The 21,649-nt window shown below is 75.1% G+C and carries 12 protein-coding genes; 6 read left to right on the forward strand and 6 right to left on the reverse strand.

Annotation, left to right across the window (positions count from 1 at the left end; all coding sequences use genetic code 11):
• The first annotated feature begins 87 nt into the window (after positions 1 to 87).
• The 3 genes from ACIBPB_RS06065 to ACIBPB_RS06075 all read left to right on the forward strand — a co-directional run bounded on the left by ACIBPB_RS06065 (position 88) and on the right by ACIBPB_RS06075 (position 10,133).
• Positions 88 to 5,559 (forward strand): carboxyl transferase domain-containing protein, encoded by a 5,472-nt coding sequence (locus ACIBPB_RS06065; RefSeq protein ID WP_396838445.1) that lies wholly within the window; start codon positions 88 to 90, stop codon positions 5,557 to 5,559.
• A gap of 108 nt (positions 5,560 to 5,667) precedes the next feature.
• Positions 5,668 to 8,853 carry a hypothetical protein gene (locus ACIBPB_RS06070; RefSeq protein WP_396838446.1) on the forward strand — a complete coding sequence of 1,062 codons (3,186 nt, stop codon included), beginning with the start codon at positions 5,668 to 5,670 and terminating at the stop codon, positions 8,851 to 8,853.
• Positions 8,854 to 8,897: 44 nt separating this feature from the next.
• The gene (locus ACIBPB_RS06075; RefSeq protein ID WP_396838447.1) at positions 8,898 to 10,133 is read left to right on the forward strand and encodes a MalY/PatB family protein; all 1,236 of its coding nucleotides are present in this window, start codon (positions 8,898 to 8,900) and stop codon (positions 10,131 to 10,133) included.
• 57 nt (positions 10,134 to 10,190) lie between these two features.
• On the opposite strand, the gene ACIBPB_RS06080 is transcribed toward ACIBPB_RS06075, so the two are convergent.
• Together ACIBPB_RS06080 and ACIBPB_RS06085 are read right to left on the reverse strand one after the other, a co-directional pair.
• The gene (locus ACIBPB_RS06080; RefSeq protein ID WP_396838448.1) at positions 10,191 to 11,300 is read right to left on the reverse strand and encodes a hypothetical protein; all 1,110 of its coding nucleotides are present in this window, start codon (positions 11,298 to 11,300) and stop codon (positions 10,191 to 10,193) included.
• Positions 11,297 to 11,863, reverse strand: coding sequence for an RNA polymerase sigma factor (locus ACIBPB_RS06085; RefSeq protein WP_396838449.1), 567 nt, complete (start codon positions 11,861 to 11,863; stop codon positions 11,297 to 11,299). The genes ACIBPB_RS06080 and ACIBPB_RS06085 overlap by 4 nt, the downstream gene beginning before the upstream one ends.
• 371 nt (positions 11,864 to 12,234) lie before the next feature.
• On the opposite strand from ACIBPB_RS06085, the gene helR reads away from it, so the two are divergent.
• Positions 12,235 to 14,382 carry an RNA polymerase recycling motor ATPase HelR gene (gene helR / locus ACIBPB_RS06090; protein WP_396838832.1) on the forward strand — a complete coding sequence of 716 codons (2,148 nt, stop codon included), beginning with the start codon at positions 12,235 to 12,237 and terminating at the stop codon, positions 14,380 to 14,382.
• 177 nt (positions 14,383 to 14,559) lie between these two features.
• Here the strand turns inward: helR and iolD are convergent, their stop codons facing one another.
• Genes iolD through iolC form a run of 4 tightly spaced genes read right to left on the reverse strand, consistent with a single transcriptional unit; the run spans position 14,560 to position 19,164 of the window.
• Positions 14,560 to 16,404, reverse strand: a complete 1,845-nt coding sequence (gene iolD / locus ACIBPB_RS06095) for a 3D-(3,5/4)-trihydroxycyclohexane-1,2-dione acylhydrolase (decyclizing) (RefSeq protein ID WP_396838450.1) — start codon at positions 16,402 to 16,404, stop codon at positions 14,560 to 14,562.
• A complete protein-coding gene (iolB, locus tag ACIBPB_RS06100; protein WP_396838451.1) occupies positions 16,404 to 17,300 on the reverse strand; it encodes a 5-deoxy-glucuronate isomerase in 897 nt (298 codons plus the stop codon). Before iolB ends, iolD begins: the two co-directional genes overlap by 1 nt.
• On the reverse strand, positions 17,297 to 18,184 hold the full coding sequence (locus tag ACIBPB_RS06105; protein ID WP_357313083.1) for an aldolase: 888 nt from the start codon (positions 18,182 to 18,184) through the stop codon (positions 17,297 to 17,299). The genes iolB and ACIBPB_RS06105 overlap by 4 nt, the downstream gene beginning before the upstream one ends.
• Positions 18,181 to 19,164, reverse strand: a complete 984-nt coding sequence (iolC, locus tag ACIBPB_RS06110) for a 5-dehydro-2-deoxygluconokinase (protein WP_396838452.1) — start codon at positions 19,162 to 19,164, stop codon at positions 18,181 to 18,183. The genes ACIBPB_RS06105 and iolC overlap by 4 nt, the downstream gene beginning before the upstream one ends.
• A 192-nt stretch (positions 19,165 to 19,356) precedes the next feature.
• On the opposite strand from iolC, the gene ACIBPB_RS06115 reads away from it, so the two are divergent.
• Both ACIBPB_RS06115 and ACIBPB_RS06120 read left to right on the forward strand, forming a co-directional pair.
• Positions 19,357 to 20,094: a GntR family transcriptional regulator gene (locus ACIBPB_RS06115; protein ID WP_357313076.1), complete on the forward strand. Its 738-nt coding sequence runs from the start codon at positions 19,357 to 19,359 to the stop codon at positions 20,092 to 20,094.
• A gap of 154 nt (positions 20,095 to 20,248) precedes the next feature.
• Complete coding sequence (locus ACIBPB_RS06120) at positions 20,249 to 21,646, forward strand: extracellular solute-binding protein (protein ID WP_396838453.1); 1,398 nt, start codon at positions 20,249 to 20,251, stop codon at positions 21,644 to 21,646.
• The last annotated feature ends 3 nt before the right edge of the window (positions 21,647 to 21,649 follow it).

Here is a 21,649-nt window from a genome sequence, read left to right on the forward strand (position 1 = left end):
CCCGCCGGCAGGCGGAAGGGTGATCACTGCCGGGGGCCGCCGTCCCGCGGCGCGTCGCATCATGGTTCTACCGGAGGGGTCGGTCAGGTGTTCAGCCGTGTCGCCATCGTCAACCGGGGTGAGGCCGCGATGCGGCTCATCCACGCGGTCCGTGAGCTGGCTGCGGAGACCGGGTCCCGGATCGAGACCGTCGCCCTCTACACCGACGTCGACCGCACCGCGACGTTCGTGCGCGAGGCCGACATCGCCTATGACCTCGGTCCGGCGTCCGCCCGGCCGTACCTCGACCTGACGGTGCTGGAACGCGCCCTGGTGGAGACCGGCGCCGACGCCGCGTGGGTGGGCTGGGGCTTCGTCGCCGAGGATCCGGCGTTCGCGGAGCTGTGCGAGAAGATCGGGGTCACCTTCGTCGGGCCGAGCCCGGACGCCATGCGCAAGCTCGGCGACAAGATCGGCGCGAAGCTGATCGCCGAGGAGGTCGGCGTACCGGTCGCACCGTGGAGCCGCGGCGCGGTCGAGACCCTTGACGCCGCCCTGGCGGCGGCCGCCGAGATCGGCTACCCGCTGATGCTGAAGGCGACCGCGGGCGGCGGCGGGCGCGGCATCCGGGTGGTCACCAACTCCGCCGACCTGGCCGACGCGTACGAGCGCACCAGCCAGGAGGCGGCGCGGGCCTTCGGCAGCGGGGTGGTGTTCCTGGAGCGCCTGGTCACCGGTGCCCGGCACGTCGAGGTCCAGGTGATCGCCGACGGCCAGGGCACCGCGTGGGCGCTCGGCGTACGCGACTGCTCGGTGCAGCGGCGCAACCAGAAGGTCATCGAGGAGTCGTCGTCGCCGGTGCTCAGCCCGGCGCAGGCCGCCGAGCTCAAGGCGTCGGCCGAGCGGCTGGCCGTCGCGGTCGGCTATCGGGGCGCAGCGACCGTCGAGTTCCTCTACCACCCCGGCGACCGGCTCTTCGCGTTCCTGGAGGTCAACACCCGGCTCCAGGTCGAGCACCCGATCACCGAGCTGACCACCGGGTTCGACCTGGTCAAGGCGCAGCTGCAGGTGGCCGGGGGCGGGCGGCTCGACGGCACGCCGCCGGTGGAGCGCGGCCACGCCATCGAGGCCCGGCTCAACGCCGAGGACCCCGACCGCGACTTCGCGCCCTCCCCGGGGCGGATCGCCCGGCTGGACCTGCCCGCCGGGCCGGGCATCCGGGTGGACACCGGGGTCAGCGAGGGCGACACCATCCCCGCCGACTTCGACTCGATGATCGCCAAGATCATCGCCTACGGGCGGGACCGGGACGAGGCGCTGGGCCGGCTGCGCCGGGCGATGGCGAACACCACGGTGATCATCGAGGGGGGCGCCACCAACAAGAGCTTCGTGCTCGACCTGCTCGACCAGCCCGAGGTGATCGACGCCAGCGCGGACACCGGCTGGATCGACCGGGTCCGGGGCCAGGGCAGGCTGGTCGCGCACCGGCACTCGGCCGTCGCGCTGGCCGCCGCGGCCATCGAGGCGTACGAGGAGGAGGAGCGCGCCGAGCGGCAGCGGCTGCTGTCGACGGCGGCCGGCGGCCGGCCCCAGGTGCAGCACAAGAGCGGCCGGCCACTCGACCTCAAGCTGCGCGGCGTGACCTACCGGATACGCGTGGCGCGGATCGGCGCGCACCGGTTCCGGGTCGGCATCGAGGCCGGCGGCGCGGTGCACACCGCCGACGTCGAACTCGACCGGTTCGACCGGCACACCGGGCAGATCGCCGTCAACGGCCTCCGGCACCGGCTGCTCACCGGCACCCACGGCCCCGTCCACCTGGTCGAGGTGGACGGCGTGACGCACCGGGTCAGCCGCGACGAGGGCGGCGTCCTCCGGTCCCCCATGCCCGCCCTGGTGGTCGCCACCCCGCTGGCGATCGGCGCCGAGGTCGAGGCGGGCGCGCCGGTGCTGGTGCTGGAGGCCATGAAGATGGAGACGGTGCTGCGGGCGCCGTTCAAGGCGCGGCTGAAGGAGTGCGCCGTCTCGGTGGGCAGCCAGGTGGAGGCCGGCGCCCCGCTGCTGCGGCTGGAGCCGGTCGCCGACGAGGGCGCGGAGGTCGCGGACGGCCCGTCCGCCGCCACGGTCGAGCTGGACCTGCCCGCCGCGCCCGGCGACGTACCGGCGGCCGAGCGCACCCGGCGCGGCCAGGAGGACCTGCGCGGCCTGCTGCTCGGCTTCGACGTCGACCCGCACGACGACCGCCGGGTGCTCGACGACTACCTGGCCGCCCGGCAGACCGCCACCGAGGACGGTCACCGGCCGCTGGCCGAGGAGATCGACCTGGTCGAGGTCTTCGCCGACCTCGCCGAGCTGAGCCGCAACCGGCCCACCGGCGAGGACGGCAGCGGCGACGCCCACGTGCACAGCGCCCGCGAGTACTTCCACACCTACCTGCAGAGCCTCGACGTGGAGCGGGCCGGGCTGCCGGCCGCGTTCCAGGCCCGGCTCGGCAAGGCGCTCGGCCACTACGGGGTGACCGACCTGGAGCGCTCCCCCGCGCTCGAGGCCGCCGTGTTCCGGATCTTCCTGGCCCAGCAGCGCGCCTCCGCCGACGCCACGGTCGTGGTGGCGCTGCTGCGCGCCTGGCTGCGCGAGCCGCCGCCGGACGAGACGCTGCGCGAGCCCGCCGGCCTCGCGCTGGAGCGGCTGGTGGCCGCCACCCAGGTCCGCTTCCCGGTGGTCGCCGACCTCGCCCGGGGCATCGTCTTCGCCTGGTTCGCCCAGCCGCTGCTGCGCCGCAACCGGGCCCAGGTCTACGCCGAGGTCCGCCGGCACCTGCGCCACCTCGACGCCCACCCGGACGCGTCGGACCGCGCCGAGCGGGTGGCCGCGATGGTCCGCAGCACCGAGCCGCTGGTCCGGCTGCTCGGCCAGCGGCTCGTCCGCGACCACCTGGACAACGCGGTCATGCTCGAGGTGCTGACCCGGCGCTACTACGGCAACAGGGCGCTCACCGACGTCCGCACCCACGACGTCGCCGGCTGCACCTTCGTCGTCGCCGGGCGCGCCGAATCCAGCGTGGTCTCCGCGGCGGTGCGCTTCGACGCGCTGGGCGGCGCGCTGCGCGGCCTCGCCGAGCTGGCCGGCGGCGACGGCACCATCGACGCCGACATCTACCTGGCCTGGGAGAACCAGCCGGAGGACTTCGACGCGATGGCTGCGGCGCTGCTCGAGGTGCTCAGCGCGCACCCGCTGCCGGCCCAGGTCCGCCGGGTCACCGCCACCGTCGCCGGCCGGGCCGGCGCGGTGATGCACCACCACTTCACGTTCCGCCCGACCGGCGCCGGTATGGCCGAGGAGCGGCTGATCCGCGGCCTGCACCCGTACATCGCCGAGCGCATGCAGCTGGAGCGGCTGCACAAGTTCGACCTGACCCGGCTGCCGTCGGCCGACGAGGAGGTCTACCTCTTCCAGTGCGTGGCCCGGGAGAACCCGTCCGACCAGCGCCTCGTCGCGTTCGCGCAGGTGCGCGACCTGACCGAGCTGCGCGATCAGGACGGCCGGCTGGTCGCGCTGCCGACCACCGAGAACACCATCGCCGCCTGCCTGGACTCGATCCGCCGCGCCCAGTCGCAACGCCCGTCCAAGGGGCGCTTCCCCACCAACCGGATCGTCGTCTACGTGTGGCCGCCGAGCGAGCTCACCCGCGAGGAGATGGAGATGATCGCCGGGCGGGTACGCCCGACGACCGCCGGGGCCGGGCTGGAGGAGATCCTGTTCATCGCCCGGCAGCGCGACCGGGAGACCGGCGCGCTGACCAAGATCGCCGTACGGATCTCCTTCGACGTGACCGGCGCCGCCCGGCTGACCGTCGGGGAGCCGCCGGCGGAGCCGGTCGAGCCGCTCGACGACTACCGGCTGAAGGTGCTCCGGGCGAGCAGCCGCAACACGGTGTACCCGTACGAGCTGACCGGGCTGCTCGGCGACTTCGTCGAGCACGACCTCGACGAGCAGCACGCGCTGGTGCCGGTCGACCGGCCCAAGGGGCGCAACAGCGCGGCCATCGTCGCCGGCGTGGTCAGCACGCCGACCCCGCGGCACCCGCAGGGCGTCACCCGGGTGGTGCTGCTCGGTGACCCCACCAAGTCGCTCGGCGCCCTCTCCGAGCCGGAGTGCCGCCGGGTGATCGCGGCGCTGGACCTGGCCGAGCGGCTGCGGGTGCCGCTGGAGTGGTACGCCCTCTCCGCCGGCGCCCGGATCTCGATGACGTCGGGCACCGAGAACATGGACTGGGTGGCCGCGGCGCTCAAGCGGATCGTCGAGTTCACCCAGGCCGGCGGTGAGATCAACATCGTGGTCGCGGGGATCAACGTCGGCGCCCAGCCGTACTGGAACGCCGAGGCCACGATGCTCATGCACACCAAGGGCATCCTGGTGATGACGCCGGACTCGGCGATGGTGCTCACCGGCAAGCAGTCGCTCGACTTCTCCGGTGGGGTGTCCGCCGAGGACAACTTCGGCATCGGCGGCTACGACCGGGTGATGGGCCCGAACGGCCAGGCCCAGTACTGGGCGCCGGACCTGCCCGCCGCCCGGGACGTGCTGATGGCGCACTACGCGCACACCTACGTCGCGCCCGGGGAGGACGCGCCGCGCCGGGCGGGCACCACCGACCCGGTCGACCGGGACATCTCCGGCTTCCCGCACGCCGTGGCCGGCAGCGACTTCGCCACGGTCGGCGAGATCTTCTCGGCCACCGCGAACCCGGACCGGAAGAAGCCGTTCGACATCCGGACCGTGATGCGCGCGCTGGCCGACCAGGACCACCCGGTGCTGGAGCGCTGGGCGGGCATGGCCGACGCGGAGACCGCGGTGGTGCAGGACGTGCACCTGGGCGGCATCCCGGTCTGCCTGCTCGGCATCGAGTCCCGGTCGGTGCCCCGGCGGGGCTTCCCGCCCACCGACGGCCCGGACACCTACACCGCCGGCACGCTCTTCCCGCGCTCGTCCAAGAAGGCCGCGCGGGCGATCAACGCGGCCAGCGGCAACCGGTCGCTGGTGGTGCTGGCGAACCTGTCGGGCTTCGACGGCTCGCCCGAGTCGATGCGCAAGCTGCAACTGGAGTACGGCGCGGAGATCGGCCGGGCCATCGTGAACTTCCGCGGCCCCATCGTGTTCTGCGTGATCTCGCGGTACCACGGTGGCGCGTTCGTGGTGTTCTCCAAGGCGCTGAACCCGGAGATGACCGTGTTGGCGCTGGAGGGGTCGTTCGCCTCGGTGCTGGGCGGCGCGCCCGCCGCCGCGGTGGTCTTCTCCGGCGACGTCGACGCGCGTACCGCCGCCGACCCCCGGGTGCGGGACCTGGAGGCCCGCGCCGCGGCCGCCGCCGGCACCGAGCGCGCCGCGCTGACCGCGGAACTCGACGAACTCCGCTCGTCGGTGCGCGCGGAGAAGCTCGGCGAGGTGGCCACGGAGTTCGACCGGGTGCACAACATCCGGCGCGCCGTCGAGGTCGGCTCGGTCGACGCCGTCATCCGCGCCGCGGAACTGCGGCCGCGCATCATCGAGGCCATCGAGTCCCGGCTGCGCCGGGCCTGACCGCCCTCGGCCGCGAGGCCCCGACGAGCCGGTCGCTCGTCGGGGCTTCGGCGGTCCGCGGTGGAATCGTTATCCGGATACCGGCCGGCGCCGCCCTACGATCCGAGCGTGACTCGCGTTCCCCCGGGCCGGAAGCCGTACCCGCTGCTCGCCGCCGCGCTCGTCCTGCTGCTGCTCGGCGCGGGCGTGGCGTGGGGCGTCGGCGACGCGCTCGGGCTGAGCCACACCCCCGCCGCCGTACCGCGCGAGGACCTCGCCGCCGCGCCGCGACGCGCGGCGGCACCGGCGCCGCCGCTGGCCTCCCTGGTGGTGCTGGACGAGGTTCGCACCGTCAAGGCCGCCGCCGCCGTCGCCGACGCGCTCGTCTCCCGCGGCCGGCCCCGCCCGGCCGTCACCCCGGCCGCGCCGGCTCCGACCCGACCGGCCGGAACGGCGACCGCCACCCCGCCGACCGGCGGCCCGCGCACCCCGGCCACACCGTCCGGCGGGCCGGCGGCCGGTACCGTCCCGGGCCTGCCGGCCGGGGAACTCGCGGCGGTCACCACGCTGCGGGCCGGCGTGCTCCCCACCCTGGCCACCGCGCCCGAGTCCTACCGGCTCAGCGTGCGCGGGACCGAATTGGCCCTCGATGGCGTCGACGTCGCGGGAGCCGCCGCCGGGCTGTACCGGCTCGCCGACCGGATCCGCTCCGGCGCCGAGGCGCTGCCCGCCGCCGACGCGGGCCGGGTGGTCACGCCCCGGCTCGGCCTGCGGCTGACCGACGCCGGTTCGGTGGGTCGCGAGCCGGCGCCGGCCGCCTTCGCCGCCGGCGACGACTACCAGCTCAACACCGACGTGGTCGGGGCGGCGCTGCTGCCGCGCGCGCCGTGGGTGGACGCCGCCGCGGTGGCCCGCATCGACGCGCAGTTCCGGCAGTTCGTCGACCACTCGGTGGCGCAGGGCTACAACGCGGTCGTCGTGCCCGGCTTCCTGGAGTACGTCACCTTCGCGAAGGTGGGCGACGGGCACGCCGTCTACCCGCCCGGCGACCCGCACGTCGACCGGGCGCGGGCCATGGTCGCGGCGTTCGGCCCGGTCTTCCGGTACGCCGAGCAGATGGGCGTCAAGGTCTTCCTGCTCACCGACATGCTCGCGGTGTCCCCGCCGCTGGAGGCGTACCTGACCCGCACCGTCGGCGGCCTCGACGTGGCCGACCCCCGGCTCTGGGCGGTCTACCAGGCCGGGCTGGCCGAGCTGTTCGAGCGCCTGCCGTTCGTCGACGGCCTGATGGTGCGCGTCGGCGAGGGTGGTGCGGTGTACGCCGCGGCCGGCTGGGACTACTCGTCGCGGCTCGCGGTCACCACGGCCGCGTCGGTGCGCGCGATGCTGCGGGCGCTGCTGGACACCGCGGGGCGGGCCGGCCGAGACGTCATCTTCCGGAGCTGGACCGTCGGGGTGGGCGCCGTCGGCGACCTGCACACCAACCCGGAGTCGTACGCGCGGGTGCTGGGCGGGTTCGACGACCCGCACCTGATCGTGTCGACCAAGTACACCCTCGGCGACTTCTACAGCCACCTGCCGCTGAACACCACCCTGCTGGCCGGCGCGCACCGGCGCATCGTGGAGTTCCAGGCCCGGCGCGAGTTCGAGGGCTTCGGCGCGCTCCCCAACGACCTCGGCCCGCTGCACCGCCAGGCGTTGCGGGCGTTCCTCGCCGCCAACCCGAGGGTCGAGGGGGTGTGGAACTGGACCCAGGACGGCGGCCCGCTGCGCGCCGGGCCGATGTCGCTCTACCTGCGCACCGGCTTCTGGCAGCTCTACGACCTCAACACGTACGCCGTCGCCCGGCTGGCCTGGGACCCGGACGCCGACCCGGCGCAGGTGACGGCCGACTGGGCGTACCGCACGTTCTCCGCCGACCCGGCGACCGTGGCCGCGATCGGGCAGGCCATGGCGCTGTCCCGGCGGGCGGTCGGCACGGGCCTCTACATCGGGCCGTACGCCGACCGGTCGGTGCGGGCGCTCGGGCTGGAACCACCGCCGATGATGTGGATCTTCGAGTGGGACATCCCGACCGGCGACTCCGCCGCGCTGGACAGCATCTACGCGGTGACCGGCGATCGCCTCGACGCGGCCGTCGACGAGGGCGCGGAGGCGGTCGCGCTGGCCCGCCGGATGCGCGACCTGGTCGCCGCCACCGACCCGGCGACGTGGCGGGACGCCGGACTGCGCGCGCGGTTCACCAGCACCCTCGACTACCAGGTCAACCTCTTCGAGACGCTGGGCGCCTACCGGAGCATGGTGCTGCGCCACGCGCAGTGGTTGGACACCGGCTCGTCGGCCGCCTACCAGGGCTGGCGGTCGGCCGAGACGGCGTACCGGGCGGCGCGGGACGCGCACCGGCAGCGCTACGGCGCCGACCTGGACCTGCCCGCGTACAACTTCACCGCGGCCGACCTGGGCGCGGAGCGCGCGGACCGGGACCCGGCGATGGCCTGGGCGGCCCGGGCGCTGCTCGGCCTGATCCTGCTGGTGGCGTTGCTCGGCCTGCGCGGGCGCGGGCCCGGCGGCGCCGCAGCGCGGGCGCTGCTGCGCGGCGCGCTCCGGCCGTGGCGGGCCGCCGCGCTGCCCGCGCCCGCGTCCCGGGCCGACCGGGTGCTGGTCCGGCTGGTCCCGGCGGCGGTGCTGGTGGCCAGCCGGCTCGTCTTCACCTGGTGCGCCGCCCCCGCGCACCTGCTGGTCACCCTCGGCGGGTGGGCGCTGTTCGCCGTGGTGGTGCGCCTGGTCGTCGGGCGGCGCGACCCGTTCCACCTGTGGGCGGTGGTCGGCGGCGTCGCGCTGCTGCGCAGCGCGCTGCTGCTGGCGGCGCTGGCTCCGCGCGGGCCGGGCGGCTACTGGTTCGCCTTCTGGACCGCGCCGACCCTGCGCGCCGGCTACGTCACCGTCGCCTTCGCGGCGTTCTGCTGGCTCTTCGTGGCCACCGCCGTGGTGCTGCGCGACCGGTACGGGCTGCTCCGCCGCCGGGCCGTCGGGCTGACCGTGACCGCGGCGGGTGTCCCGCTCGGCGTGCTCGCCGGCCTGGTCGCGCTGGTCGGCCTGGAGCGGGCGCTGACGGTGTGGAACGACCAGTTGGCGCTGCTGCCCTGGGGGCTGTCCCGCATCCTCGGCATCACCGTCTACCTGGGCATCCCGGCCGGCCTGCCGGCGTACGCCGCGGCTGCCGGGGCCGCGCTCACCGCGGCCGGTCTCGCCGCCGCAGGTTGGCCGGCGCGGCCCCGGCGTGCCGCCTCCGGTGGCGCACGGGTCACGGCGTGACACCGGTGCGGAGCGGACCGCCGGTGCGGCCTAGGGTGGGTGGCATGGCAGGTCCCGCTCACGCCGCGGCCCGGAATCCGCTCACCCTGCTCACGCTGGCCGACCTGCGGCAGCGCTCCAGCGTGAAGTGGCGCCTGCACCCGCCCGACGTGCTGCCGCTCTGGGTGGCCGAGCAGGACGCGCCGCTGGCTCCCGCGGTGGCCGACGCGCTGCGCCGCGCGATCGACCTCGGCGACACCGGCTACCCGCACGGCACCGGCTACGCCGAGGCGCTCGCCGAGTTCGCCGCCCGGCGCTGGGACTGGCCCGATCTCCGGGTCGCGCACACCACCGTGGTACCCGACGTCATGATCGGCATCGTCGAGGTGTTGCGGCTGGTGACCGACCCGGGCGACGCCGTGGTGGTCTGCTCCCCCGTGTACCCGCCGTTCTACGCCTTCGTCAGCCACGCCGGCCGGCGGGTGATCGAAGCCCCGCTCGGGCCGGACCTGCGGATCGAGCCGGCCGCCCTGGACGAGGCCTTCCGCCGGGCCCGCGCCGCCGGCCGCCGGCCGGTGTTCCTGCTCTGCAACCCGCACAACCCGACCGGCGTCGTGCACCGCCGGGACGAACTCGAGGCCGTCGCCGAGTTGGCCGCCCGGCACGGCGTACGGGTGATCTCCGACGAGATCCACGCCCCCGTGGTGCTTGCCGGGGCGCGGTTCACCCCGTACCTGACGGTGGCCGGCGCCGAGGACGCGTTCGCCCTGATCTCCGCCTCGAAGGCGTGGAACCTCGCCGGCCTCAAGGCGGCGCTGGCGATCGCCGGCCCGCGGGCCGCCGCCGACCTCGCCCGGATGCCCGAGGAGGTCGGTCACGGGCCCAGCCACCTGGGGGTGATCGCGCACACGGCCGCGTTCCGCGACGGTGGGGAGTGGCTCGACGGGCTCCTCGACGGCCTCGACGGCAATCGCGCGCTGCTGGCGTCGTTGCTGGCCGAGCACCTGCCGGCGGTCCGGTACCACCGGCCCGAGGGCACCTACCTGGCCTGGTTGGACTGCACGGCGCTCGGCGTCGCCACCGAGGCGCCGGACGGCGAGCCCGGCATCGCCAGCGACCTCGCCGGGCCGGCGAAGATGTTCCTCGACCGGGCCCGGGTCGCGCTCAGCTCCGGGCATGTCTTCGGCACCGGCGGGGCGGGCTGCGTACGCCTCAACTTCGCCACCTCACCGGAGATCCTCACCGAGGCGGTCACCCGGATGGGCCGGGCGGTCGAGACCGCCCGGCCGCCGGCCGGCTGAGCCCGCCGGCCGTTCCCCGCGCCGGCCGGGACCGGCCGGCGCGGGGAACGGCCGCCGTCAGTGGCAGCCCAGCCCTTGGGCGTACCCGGCCGGCACCTCACCGGCGGCGACCTTGTCGGCGATCTCCCAGAACACCTCCGGCCAGTCGCCCTCGTCCTTCATCTCGTGCAGCACCCGCCAGTTGTGGCTGCTGCGCAGCGCCTCACCGGCCCGCCGGCGGGCGGCCTCGTCACCGGCCCGGTCGGCGCGCAGCCACTCGGCGATCCAGCCGCAGCCCACCTTCGAGGTCACCCCGGCGCCGAACTGGTAGGCGTCGTTGGTGCCCAGGCTGGCCAGCGCGGCCTGGTCGAAGTTCGGCGGGAGCGGCACGTCGGCGAGGACCGCGGCCGCCCGGGCGTCGACCCGGTCCGGCGTGACGATCTCCGGGGGCAGCGCGGCCAGCCAGGTGCGGACGTCGGCGCGGACGACGCGGGCCAGCACCCGGTCGAAATCGGCCCGGCGGCCCACCCCGCCGCGGAGTTCGACGAAGACGCCGTCGCGGGGGCGGAGCATGACCGCGAAGTCGTCGGCCTGGTAGGTGAACAGCTCGCCCGGCCAACCGTCGACCGTCACCGGCTCCGGATCGCTGACGTCGAGCCGGTCGGCGCGGAAGGTGTCGTAATGCTCGGCCGGGTACCAGTTCATCTCCAGTTCCCGGTCGCCGTTGCGGAACGCGATGGTGCCCTGCTGCTCGGCGAACCCGTAGACGGTGGTCGCCCGCCACCCGGGCTGGTCGATCAGCAGCCGCGGGTTCTCCTCGGCGGCCTTCAGGGCCACCGGCGAGTAGCGGACCGGGGCGCCGGCCGCGGGCGCGGACGGGTCGCCGGCCGGATCCTGAGCCCCCGCGGCGGGCGCGGACCGGTCGCCGTCCGGGTCCGCGCGCAGCAGGCCGGGCAGGACGAGCGCGCCGGTGAGCACCGCCGCCGCGGCGAACACGCCGGCCAGGCGACGAACCGTGGCACGGCGGGGCCGGGGGCGTGGTTGCGGCGGTTCGGCGACCGCGGCGGGCGTCGGCTCGGACATGATCTCCTCCAGGAGGGTCTGCTCAGCCCCGTCGAGGTGCCCGAGGAGATCGGGTCGGTAGGGATCGGCGTCTCGCACCATCCGGTCGAGGTGCTCCTCGGTCATCTGCCCTCCTTCGGGGCGGGTGCGGCCAGGACATCGGGTACATGTCCGGGTGGGCCGAGGTCGTCACCGACGAGTTCGCGCAGCCGGGCCCGCGCGCGGGAGAGCCGGGTACGGACCACGGCCGGGCTGACCCGCAGGACGCCGGCCGCCTCGCGCGGCTCCAGACCCTCCCAGACGGTGAGCAGCAGCACCTCCCGGTCCAGCTCGCCGAGGCGGGCCAGCGCGGCCCGAACGGCGAGCCGCTCGGGCACCTCGCTGCCCGGGTCGGTGGCCATCGCCGCGGTGATCCGGTGCCGCAGCCGCTCTCCCAACCGCTGCCGGCGTACCCCGCCGCGATGGTGGTTGGCGAGCACGCGTCGGGCCACCCCGTACAGCCAGAGCCGGGCCTCGCCGTCGGGCGGCAGGTCCTCCCGGCGACGCCAGGCGACCAAGAAGGTCTCCGCGACGACGTCGGCCGCGTCCTCGGGGTGTGCGACGCGCCGCAGGGCGTACGCCAGCAGGGGCTGGAAGTCGGCCGCGTAGACGCGTCGGAAGCGGTCCTCGTGGTCAGTCCCGGAGCTCACGTTCACCCCATGTCCGGCCGAGGGCCGATCGTGACGGGCTCGGACCGGAAAGTTCGGTGCAGCACCGGCGGACGGGTGACGGCGTGCCCGGCGGGCCGCAGCACAGGGCGGTGGGCAGCACAGCCCGGTGGGCAGCACAGGCCGGGCAGAAAAAAGGAGGGGGTGAACCCCTCCACTGTAAAGGTATACCGCACCTGGGGGCTTGCGGCAAGACCCCGGTCGTGCCGCAGAATCGCTGGCCGAGGTCCGGACGGGCGGAACCGGTGGTCGCGCGCGCCGCCGCCGCCGGTCCTGGCCAGCACCTCCGCACCCACCCGGCGCCGCGCGCCGGTTGCCCGCGACCACAGATCGGAACAGACGATTTGACTTCCCTGAGCGGCAGTGTCTTCCACCTACCCGACCGGCTCGGCGCCAAGGCCGATCCGGCGTTGATCGACGGCGACGAGCGGCACTTCGCGGCCATCGCGGCGCGGCTCGACCAGCTGCTCGGCGACCTGTCGGACCGGCTCGACGCCGCCCGCCGGGCGCCCGGCGGCAAGGGCCGCCAGGCGTCGGACCGGGACATGGAGGTCCGCCGGCTGGAGGCCGAGCTGCGTCGCCTCCGCCGCTTCGGCCTGGACCTGTGCATCGGCCGGATCGTCGGCGCGGAGCACACCGAGCCGGTCTACATCGGCCGGCGTGGCCTCACCGACAGCGCGGGTCGCCGGCTGCTGCTGGACTGGCGCTCGCCCGCGGCCGAGCCGTACTTCGGGGCGACCCACGCCAATCCGATGGGGCTGGCCAGCCGCCGCCGGTACCGCTGGACCGACGGCCGGATCAGCGACTACTGGGACGAGGTGTTCACCCCGGACGGGCTCGACGGGCACGCCGCGCTCGACGACCAGTCCGCCTTCATCGCCAGCCTGGGCGGCAGCCGGTCGGCCCGGATGCGGGACGTGCTCGCCACCATCCAGGCCGACCAGGACGCGATCATCCGGGCCGGCTCGCGGGGCGCCCTCGTGGTCGACGGCGGTCCGGGCACCGGCAAGACGGTCGTCGCCCTGCACCGCACCGCCTACCTGCGCTACGCCGACCCGCGCCTCGGCCACCGCACGGGCGGGGTGCTGTTCGTCGGTCCGCACGAGCCCTATCTCGCCTACGTCGCCGACGTCCTGCCCAGCCTCGGCGAGGAGGACGTGCAGACCTGCACGCTGCGGGACCTGGTGCCCGAGGGCGCCGCGGCGACCGCCGAGACCGACCCGGAGGTCGCCCGCCTGAAGGCGTCCGCGGACCTGGTGGTCAGGGCGGTCGAGGCGGCCGTCCGGTTCTACGAGGAGCCGCCGGCCACGGGGATGACGGTCAGCGCCGGCGAGGCCGACATCTGGCTGAGTGCCGACGACTGGGCCGAGGCGTTCGCGGCGCCGGGGCCGGGCATCCCGCACAACGAGGCGCGGGACGAGATCTGGGACGAGCTGCTCAGCATCCTGCTGGCCCGGTACGACGGCGACGAGCCGGCGGACCTGGTCCGCGGGTCGCTGCTACGCAACCGGGAACTGCGGGCGGCCGTCAACCGCGCCTGGCCGCTGCTCGACCCGGCCGAGCTCGTCGGTGACCTCTGGTCGGTGCCGGCGTACCTGCGCCGCTGCGCGCCCTGGCTCAGCCCGGACGAGGTGCGGCGGTTGCAGCGTGCGGACCCCCGGGCCTGGACCGTGTCCGACCTGCCGCTGCTGGACGCGGCACGGCGGCGGCTCGGTGACCCGGAGGCGTCGCGGCGCGACCACCGGCACGAGGCCGCGCTGGCCACCGAGCGCGAGCGGATGGCCGCGGTCGTCGACGAACTGATCGAGGCACACACCTACGACGACGGTGAGGGGGTGCTGTCCAGCCTGCGCCAGCTGGACCTCCAGGACGCCCTGGTGGACGAGGCCGGGCTGGTCACCACCGAGCCGGACCAGCTGGCCGGCCCGTTCGCGCACATCGTCGTGGACGAGGCACAGGAACTGACCGACGCGGAGTGGCAGATGCTGCTGCTGCGCTGCCCGTCCCGGAGCTTCACCATCGTCGGGGACCGCGCCCAGGCCCGGCACGGCTTCGCCGAGTCCTGGCCGGAACGGCTCGGGCGGATCGGGCTCGACCGGATCACCGTGGCCTCACTGCGCATCAACTACCGCACGCCGGAAGAGGTGATGAGGGAAGCCGAGCCGGTCATCCGGGCCGTGCTCCCGGACGCCAACGTGCCGACCTCCGTCCGCAGCGGCGGCCTGCCCGTGGCGCACGGCCCGGTCGGGCAGCTCACCGCGATCCTGGACAGCTGGCTCGCCGCGCACGACGAGGGTATCGCCTGCGTCATCGGCGATCCCGCGTTCCAGCCGACGGCCCGGGTCCGGTCGCTGACCCCGGAGCTGGCGAAGGGACTGGAGTTCGACCTGGTGATCCTCGTCGACCCGGCGGCGTTCGGCGACGGCATCGAGGGGGCCGTCGACCGCTACGTGGCGATGACCCGGGCGACCCGCCAGCTCGTCATCCTCACCAGCCAATGACCGCGGCTGCCGGCTGAGCCGAGGAGGGCCGCGCGCCGGCCGGGGGCGGCCACCGCCAGCCGAGGCGGCCACCGCAGGCCGGCGCGGCCACCGTCGGCCGGCGCGGCCACCGTCGGCCGGCGCGGCCACCGTCGGCTGACGCGGCCACCGTCGGCCGGCGCGGCCGGGGGCGGCCGGTCAGCCGGGGCGCAGGTGGGTGCGCCGGGTCTTGCGCCCCGCCTCGTACCCGGCCCGGGCGGCCCGTCCCTCGGCCGTGGTCGACACCTCGGCCACCGGCACGTCCCACCAGGCGCCGGCGTCCGGACCCGCCTCGAACCGGTCGGTCCGGACGTGCACCACCGTGGTCCGGGTGGCCGCCGTCGCCGTCGCCAGCGCCGCCCGCAGCTGCGCCATGGTGGCCACCCGGACCAGGTCGGCGCCGAGACTGGCCGCGTTGGCACCGAGGTCGACCGGCAGCGGGGCGCCGGCCGGGTCGGCGTAGGCGGTGCCGAGCCGCTGCGCGCCGACGCTCTCCGAGAGCCGGCCGATCGAGGCGAAGCCGGAGTTGTCGACCAGCACCACGACCAGCTTCACGCCGTCGGCGACCGCGGTGGCCAGCTCGCTGGGCAGCATCAGGTACGACCCGTCGCCGACCAGCACGAACACCTCGCGGTCCGGCGCGGCGAGCTTCACCCCGATGCCGCCGGCGATCTCGTAGCCCATGCAGGAGTAGCCGTACTCGACGTGGTAGCTCTTCGGGTCGGCGCTGCGCCACAGCCGGTGCAGGTCGCCGGGCATCGACCCGGCCGCGCACACCACCACGCCGCGCGGGCCGGCGGCGTCGTTCACCGCGCCGATCACCGCGGTCTGGGTGGGCCGCGCGTCCGGATCGGCACGCCGGGCGGCGTCCGCCACGGCCGTCCAGCGCTCCCGCGACCGGGTCACCGACTCCCGGTACGCCGGCTCGGTGGCCCAGCCGGCGCAGGCCGCGTCGAGGGCGGCCAGGCTCTCCCGGGCGTCGCCGACGACCTGCGTGCCGGCGAGCTTCGCCGCGTCGAAGCCGGTGACGTTGAGGTTGACGAAGCGCGTCCCGTCGCCGAAGAGCGTGCCGGAGGCGGTGGTGAAGTCGCTGTAGCGGGTGCCCACCCCGAGCACCACGTCCGCGCCGGCCGCGATCTCGTTGGCCGCGCTGGTGCCGGTGACGCCGAGCGCGCCGAGGGCCAGCGGATGGCCGTACGGCAGCGCTCCGGTGCCCGCCTGGGTCTCCGCCACCGGCACCCCGTGCTCCTCGGCGAAGCGGCGCAGCGCTCCGGTGGCCCCGCTGTAGATCACCCCGCCGCCGGCCACCACCAGCGGCCGGCGGGCCGCCCGCACGATCCCGGCCGCCCGGTCCAGCGCCGCGGCGTCGGCCCGGGGGCGCGGCACGTGCCAGACCCGTTCGGCGAACAGCTCGTCGGGCCAGTCGTACGCCTCGGCCTGCACGTCCTGCGGCAGGGCCAGGGTGACCGCGCCGGTCTCCACCGGGTCGGTGAGCACCCGCATGGCGGCCAGCAGCGCCGCCGGCAACTGCTCGGGCCGGTTGATCCGGTCCCAGTAGCGGGAGACCGGCCGCAGCGCGTCGGTCACGCTGATGTCGTAGGAGCGCGGGTCCTCCAGCTCCTGCAGCACCGGGTTGGCGACCCGGGTGGCGAAGATGTCGCCGGGCAGCAGCAGCACCGGCAGCCTGTTGATGGTGGCGCCGGCGGCGCCGGTGACCAGGTTGGTCGCGCCGGGGCCGATCGAGGTGGTGCAGGCCAGCGTGCTGAGCCGGTCGGTCATCCGGGCGTACGCCGCGGCCGTGTGCACCATGCCCTGCTCGGTGCGGCAGAGGTGGTACGGCAGGTCGGCCCCGGCGGTGGCCAGGGCCTCGCCGAGCCCGGCGACGTTGCCGTGCCCGAAGATGCCGAAGCAGGCCGGGACGAGCCGGCGCCGCCGCCCGTCCCGCTCGGAGAACTGCCGGGCCAGGAACGCCACCACCGCCTGCGCCACCGTCAACCTGGGCATCACGCCTCTTTCGTTCCGGGCCGGGCCAGCGGCAGCCGCGGGTCGACCGGCTGGCCGGTCCAGCTGCCCCGGATCCAGCCGTGCCGGGGATCGTCCACGCAGGCCATGGTCCGGGTCTGCCCCGGCCCGGCCAGCACGTTGAGGTAGTAGAGGTCGTAGCCGGGGGCGGCCATCGACGGCCCGTGGTAGCCGTACGGGACCAGCACCACGTCGCCGGTGCGCACCTCGGCCAGCACGTCGATCGGCCGGTCCGCGGTGCCGTACACCCGCTGGTAGCCGACCGGGCCCGCGCCGGGTTCGCCGCCGGCCACCTCGAAGTAGTAGACCTCCTCCAGGGCGGCCTCCACCCGCCCGTCGCCGTACGTCCGGTCCTGCTCGTGCTTGTGCGGCGGGTACGACGACCAGTTGCCGCCGGGGGTGAGCACCTCCACGGCGACCAGCCGGTCGCAGTCGAAGGCCTCCGGCGCGCAGAAGTTGTTGACCTGCCGGCTGGCCGCGCCGGCGCCGCGCAGCTCCACCGGCACGTCCCGGGCCGCGCCGTAGCGGGGCGACAGCCGGCGGGTGGCCCGGGCCGACGGCAGCGCGAACCGCCCGGTGCCGCGGATCGTCACGTCGGCGTCGCGGGGCAGGTAGGCGAAGTCGCTGACCGAGGCGAACACCGAGTCCCGCCCGGTCAGCGCGAGCCGCAGCCCGTCGCAGTGCACGGTGGCGGCGCCGGCCAGCGGCAGGACCAGCATCTCCTCGTCACCGGTGGCGAAGCTGACCTCGCCGCCGGCGGGCAGGGTGAGCACCCGCAGCCCGGCGTAGGTCCAGCCGGCCCGTTCGGGGGTGAGTTCCAGCGCCCACGGCGCGCGGGCGGCGTCGCCCCAGCGCAGGTGGGCGTCCGCGGTCCTCACGCGTCCTGCCCGGTGGGCAGCAGCGAGCCGGCCAGGTCCACCGCGGCGGCGACGTCGTCGTCGGGCGGGTAGAGCAGCGCCCGGCCGACCACCAGTCCGCGTACGCCGGGCAGCCGCAGCGCCCGCGCCCAGCGCGCGTACACCACCTCGGGCGCCTCCACCGGGTCGCCGCCGAGCAGCAGCACCGGCAGCGTGGTCGCCGCCATCACCCGTTCCATCTCGTCGACGGCCGGCAGCTTCAGCCAGGTGTACGCGCTGGTGGCGCCGAGCGCCTGCCCGACGCTGACGCCCCGGATCACCGCCTCCGGGCGCAGGTCGGCGCTGACCCGGCCGTCCTGGCGGGTCACCCAGAGCGGCTCGACCAGGGCCACGGTGCGGTGCGCGGCCAGCGCGGTGACCGCCTGGGCGCAGGCCTGCAGGGTGGCGGCGGTGGCCGGGTCGTCGGGATCGATCCGGCAGAGCATCTTGCCGCCGTCGTAACGCATCGCGGCGATGCTGTCGGCGTCGTACGCGGTGAACCGGTCGTCGAGTTCGAAGGTGGCGCCGGAGAGGCCGCCCCGGTTCATCGAGCCGATCGCCAGCCGGTTCTCCAGCGCCCCGAGCAGCAGCAGGTCCTCCAGGATGTCCGGGGTGCCGAGCACCCCGTCGACGCCCGGCCGGGACAGCGCCACCCGCAGCCGGTCGAGCAGGTCCACCCGGCCGGCCATGGCCATCGGCCGGTCCCGCACCCCGAGGGCGCCGCGGGCCGGGTGGTCGGCGGCGATGACGAACAGCGGCCGGCCCGGCTCGGGCCAGGGTCGGCGGGTACGGCGGGCGGCCGCTTCGGCGATCGCCTGCGGCCGGTGCGCCCGGGTGCGGGTCAGCGCGTCGTACTCGGTGCTCACCGGTCTTCTCCTGTCAGGACGGCGGTCGACGGCGGCGGTCCCGGCGCGGCGTCCCCGGCCAGCGCGGCGGTCTCGGCGTAGTCGGGCATGGCGGCGGAGCAGGCCAGGCGGGAGGCGACGATCGCGCCGGCGGCGTTGGCGAAGCGCAGCGTCCGCGCCAGCGGCCAGCCGCGCAGCAGCCCGAGGCAGAGCGCCCCGCCGAAGGCGTCGCCGGCGCCGAGCCCGTTGACCACGTCCACCGGCACCGGCGGCACCCGGACGCTCTGCTCGGCGGTGCGGGCCAGCACCCCGGCCGGGCCGAGCTTGACCACGGCGAGCCGGGGCCCGCGGTCGAGCAGCAGCTCGGCGGCCCGGTCCGGGTCGCGGGTGCCGACCGCGACCTCCACCTCGTCGAGGTTGCCGACGGCCACGGTGACGTGCGGCAGCGCCTCCGCGACGGCGGCGTGCGCGGCGGCCGGGTCGGGCCAGAACATCGGCCGGTAGTCCAGGTCCAGCACGGTGTGCGGGCGGCCGCGGCGGGCGGCGAGCGCGGCGGCGTGCGCGGCCCGGCTGGGCTGTTGGCACAGGCCGGTGCCGGTGAGCCAGAGGACGCCGGCGCCGGTGATCGCGTCGAGGTCCAGCTCGTCGGGGCGGATCTGCAGGTCCGGGGCGGTGGGGGTGCGGTAGAACCAGAGCGGGAAGTGGTCCGGCGGGAAGATCTCGCAGAAGGTCACCGGGGTGGGCAGCCCGTCGACCGGGCGGACCTGGCTGTCGTCCACCCCGAACTCGCGCAGCGCCCGGTGCACGTAGTCGGCGAACGCGTCCGCGCCGGTGCGGGTGATCACCCCGGCCCGCAGCCCCTGCCGGCTGGCCGCGACCGCCACGTTGGTGGCGCTGCCGCCGAGGAACCGGCCGAACGTCTCGACCTCGGCCAGCGGCGTGGCGATCTGCAACGGGTAGATGTCCACCCCGACCCGGCCGATGGTGAGCACATCGAGCATGCGGCGCCCTCCGTCCCGGCCGGCGTCGGCCTGCCCCGCCGGCTCGATCCCGTCCCTGATTGGTAACAGTGCCCTGCGAGTTGTGTCAATGTGTTGTCATGACATCCTCCCTCTGCTCAGGGTGATCGCTTCGGTACAGTGGCGCCCATCAACGCGCCCCGATCCCCGCACAGTCGAAGCGAGGAGGCACCCGTGACCGGCCCCGAGATCGCGGTCGACCGCAGCAGCCCGATCCCGCTCTACTTCCAGGTCGCCGAGCAGTTCGCCGCGGCGATCCAGCGCGGTGAGCTGGCCCCCGGCGACCGGCTGGACAGCGAACTGCAACTGGCCGACCGGCTGGGGCTGTCCCGGCCCACCGTGCGCCAGGCCATCCAGCACCTGGTCGACAAGGGACTGATCGTACGCCGGCGCGGGGTCGGCACCCAGGTGGTGCGGGGTGAGGTCCGTCGGGCCGTCGAGCTGACCAGCCTCCACGACGACCTGGTCCGGGCCGGCCAGCAACCGTCCACCTCGGTGCTGGAACTGGCCACCGTGGCCTGCCCGCCGGCCGTGGCGGCGGCGCTCGGCCTGCCGCCGGGCGGCGAGGTGCAGCACCTGCGCCGGCTGCGCTTCTCCGACGGCGAGCCGCTCGCGGTGATGGAGAACTGGCTCCCGCTCGACCGGCCGCGGCTCACCATGGAGGCGTTGCAGGCCGACGGTCTCTACGCGATCCTGCGCGCCGGCGGCCGCCGGATCCGCGGCGCCCACCAGCGGATCGGGGCGCGGGCGGCGACCGCCGCGGAGGCGCAGATGCTGGCCGAGCGGCGCGGCGCGCCGCTGCTCACCATGACCCGCACCGCGTACGACGACCAGGGCCGCTACGTCGAGCACGGCGCGCACATCTACCGGGCCAGCCGCTACTCCCTGGAGATCACCGTCGCCGAGCGGTGACCGGTGGATGTTTCGCGCTCATTTCAGTGACAGGTATTTACGTCGTCAGGCTGTCATGACATTGTGGCCGCAAGCACCGCCGGCAGCGGACGTGCGGCCGGCGGGCGACCTCGCGAGTCTCTTCGAAGTCACTCCTTGCGAAGGGAAACAGCCCATGTCAGCCAAGCCGAGACGTGCCGCGGGCGTGCTCGCCGCGCTCACCGCAGTCGCCCTCACCGGCACCGCCTGCGGCGGGTCCGACGAGCCCGCCGGCAAGGACGCCAAGAACATCACCCTGACCATCGCGGCCAACTCCATCGCGGGCGGCAAGAACTCCGCCGGCGCCGAGTGGATCGAGAAGTGGGTCATCCCCAAGTTCGTCGAGGCGCAGAAGGCCAAGGGCGTCACCGCCAAGGTGACCTTCGTGCCCAGCGGCGTCGACGACGAGCAGTACAAGACCAAGCTGGCCCTGGACCTGCGGTCCAAGGGCGGCGCCGACGTCATCGCCGTGGACGGCATCTGGATCGGCGAGTTCGCCCAGGCCGGCTACCTCAAGCCGCTGGCCGAGGTGGCCGGCGACCAGGTCGACTCCTGGGAGGGCTGGTCGCAGATCCCGGACAGCGTCCAGGGGCTCGGCTCGTTCGAGGACAAGCGCTACGCCATCCCGCTCGGCACCGACGGCCGGGTCCTCTACTACAACAAGAAGCTCTTCGCCCAGGCCGGCCTGCCCGCCGACTGGCAGCCGAAGAGCTGGCAGGAGATCCTCGACGCCGGCGCCAAGCTCAAGGCGCTGCCCGGGGTGACCCCGATCCAGATCAACGCCGGCACCGCGATGGGCGAGGCCACCGCGATGCAGGGCGCGCTGCCGCTGCTGGCCGGCGCCGGCGGCGAGGTCTACAAGGACGGCAAGTGGGCCGGCGCCACCCAGCCGGTCAAGGACATGCTCGACTTCTACACCAAGGTCTACGGCGGCGGGCTGGGCGACCCGAAGCTGCAGCAGGAGGCGAAGGGGCGGGACAAGTCCTTCGCCGAGTTCGCCGCCGGCAAGATCGGCATCCTCGCCGAGGGCGACTACTTCTGGCGCAGCGTCATCAACCCGAAGGACGGCATCGCCAAGATGGCCGACCGGGACACCACCGTCGGGTACGCGATGATCCCGGCGAAGCAGCCCGGCGCCGGGCTCCGCGGGCAGGACTTCGTCAGCATGTCCGGCGGCGGCGTCCGCACGCTCAACCCGAACTCCAAGTTCCCGTCCCAGGCCTGGGAACTGCTGTCGTTCATGCACTCGGCCGAGGCGGTCAAGGCCGAACTGGCCGGCGAGGCGCGGATCACCGCGCGGCAGGACGTCAACAAGGAGGTCCTCGCCGGCGACCCGATGCTCAGCTACATCACCGAGAAGGTGCTGCCGCTGACCGCGTACCGGCCGCCGCTGGCGGTGTACCCGCAGGTGTCGGTCGCACTCCAGGAGGCCACCGCGGCCGCCGCGTCGGGCAAGAGCGCCGAGGAGGCCGCCACGGCGTACCAGAAGAAGGTCGAAGGGCTCGTCGGTGGTCCAGGTAACGTCACCTCCTGACGA

Origin of the sequence: Micromonospora sp. NPDC049836 (genome assembly GCF_044465125.1) — a bacterium.
GTDB lineage: Bacteria > Actinomycetota > Actinomycetes > Mycobacteriales > Micromonosporaceae > Micromonospora.

Coding starts and splice junctions, on each gene's coding strand:
- iolC (WP_396838452.1), bottom strand. CDS start 19,164: ATGCTCGATGTGCTCACCATCGGCCGGGTCGGGGTGGACATCTACCCG.
- iolD (WP_396838450.1), bottom strand. CDS start 16,404: ATGCCCAGGTTGACGGTGGCGCAGGCGGTGGTGGCGTTCCTGGCCCGG.
- ACIBPB_RS06075 (WP_396838447.1), top strand. CDS start 8,898: ATGGCAGGTCCCGCTCACGCCGCGGCCCGGAATCCGCTCACCCTGCTC.
- ACIBPB_RS06080 (WP_396838448.1), bottom strand. CDS start 11,300: ATGACCGAGGAGCACCTCGACCGGATGGTGCGAGACGCCGATCCCTAC.
- ACIBPB_RS06120 (WP_396838453.1), top strand. CDS start 20,249: ATGTCAGCCAAGCCGAGACGTGCCGCGGGCGTGCTCGCCGCGCTCACC.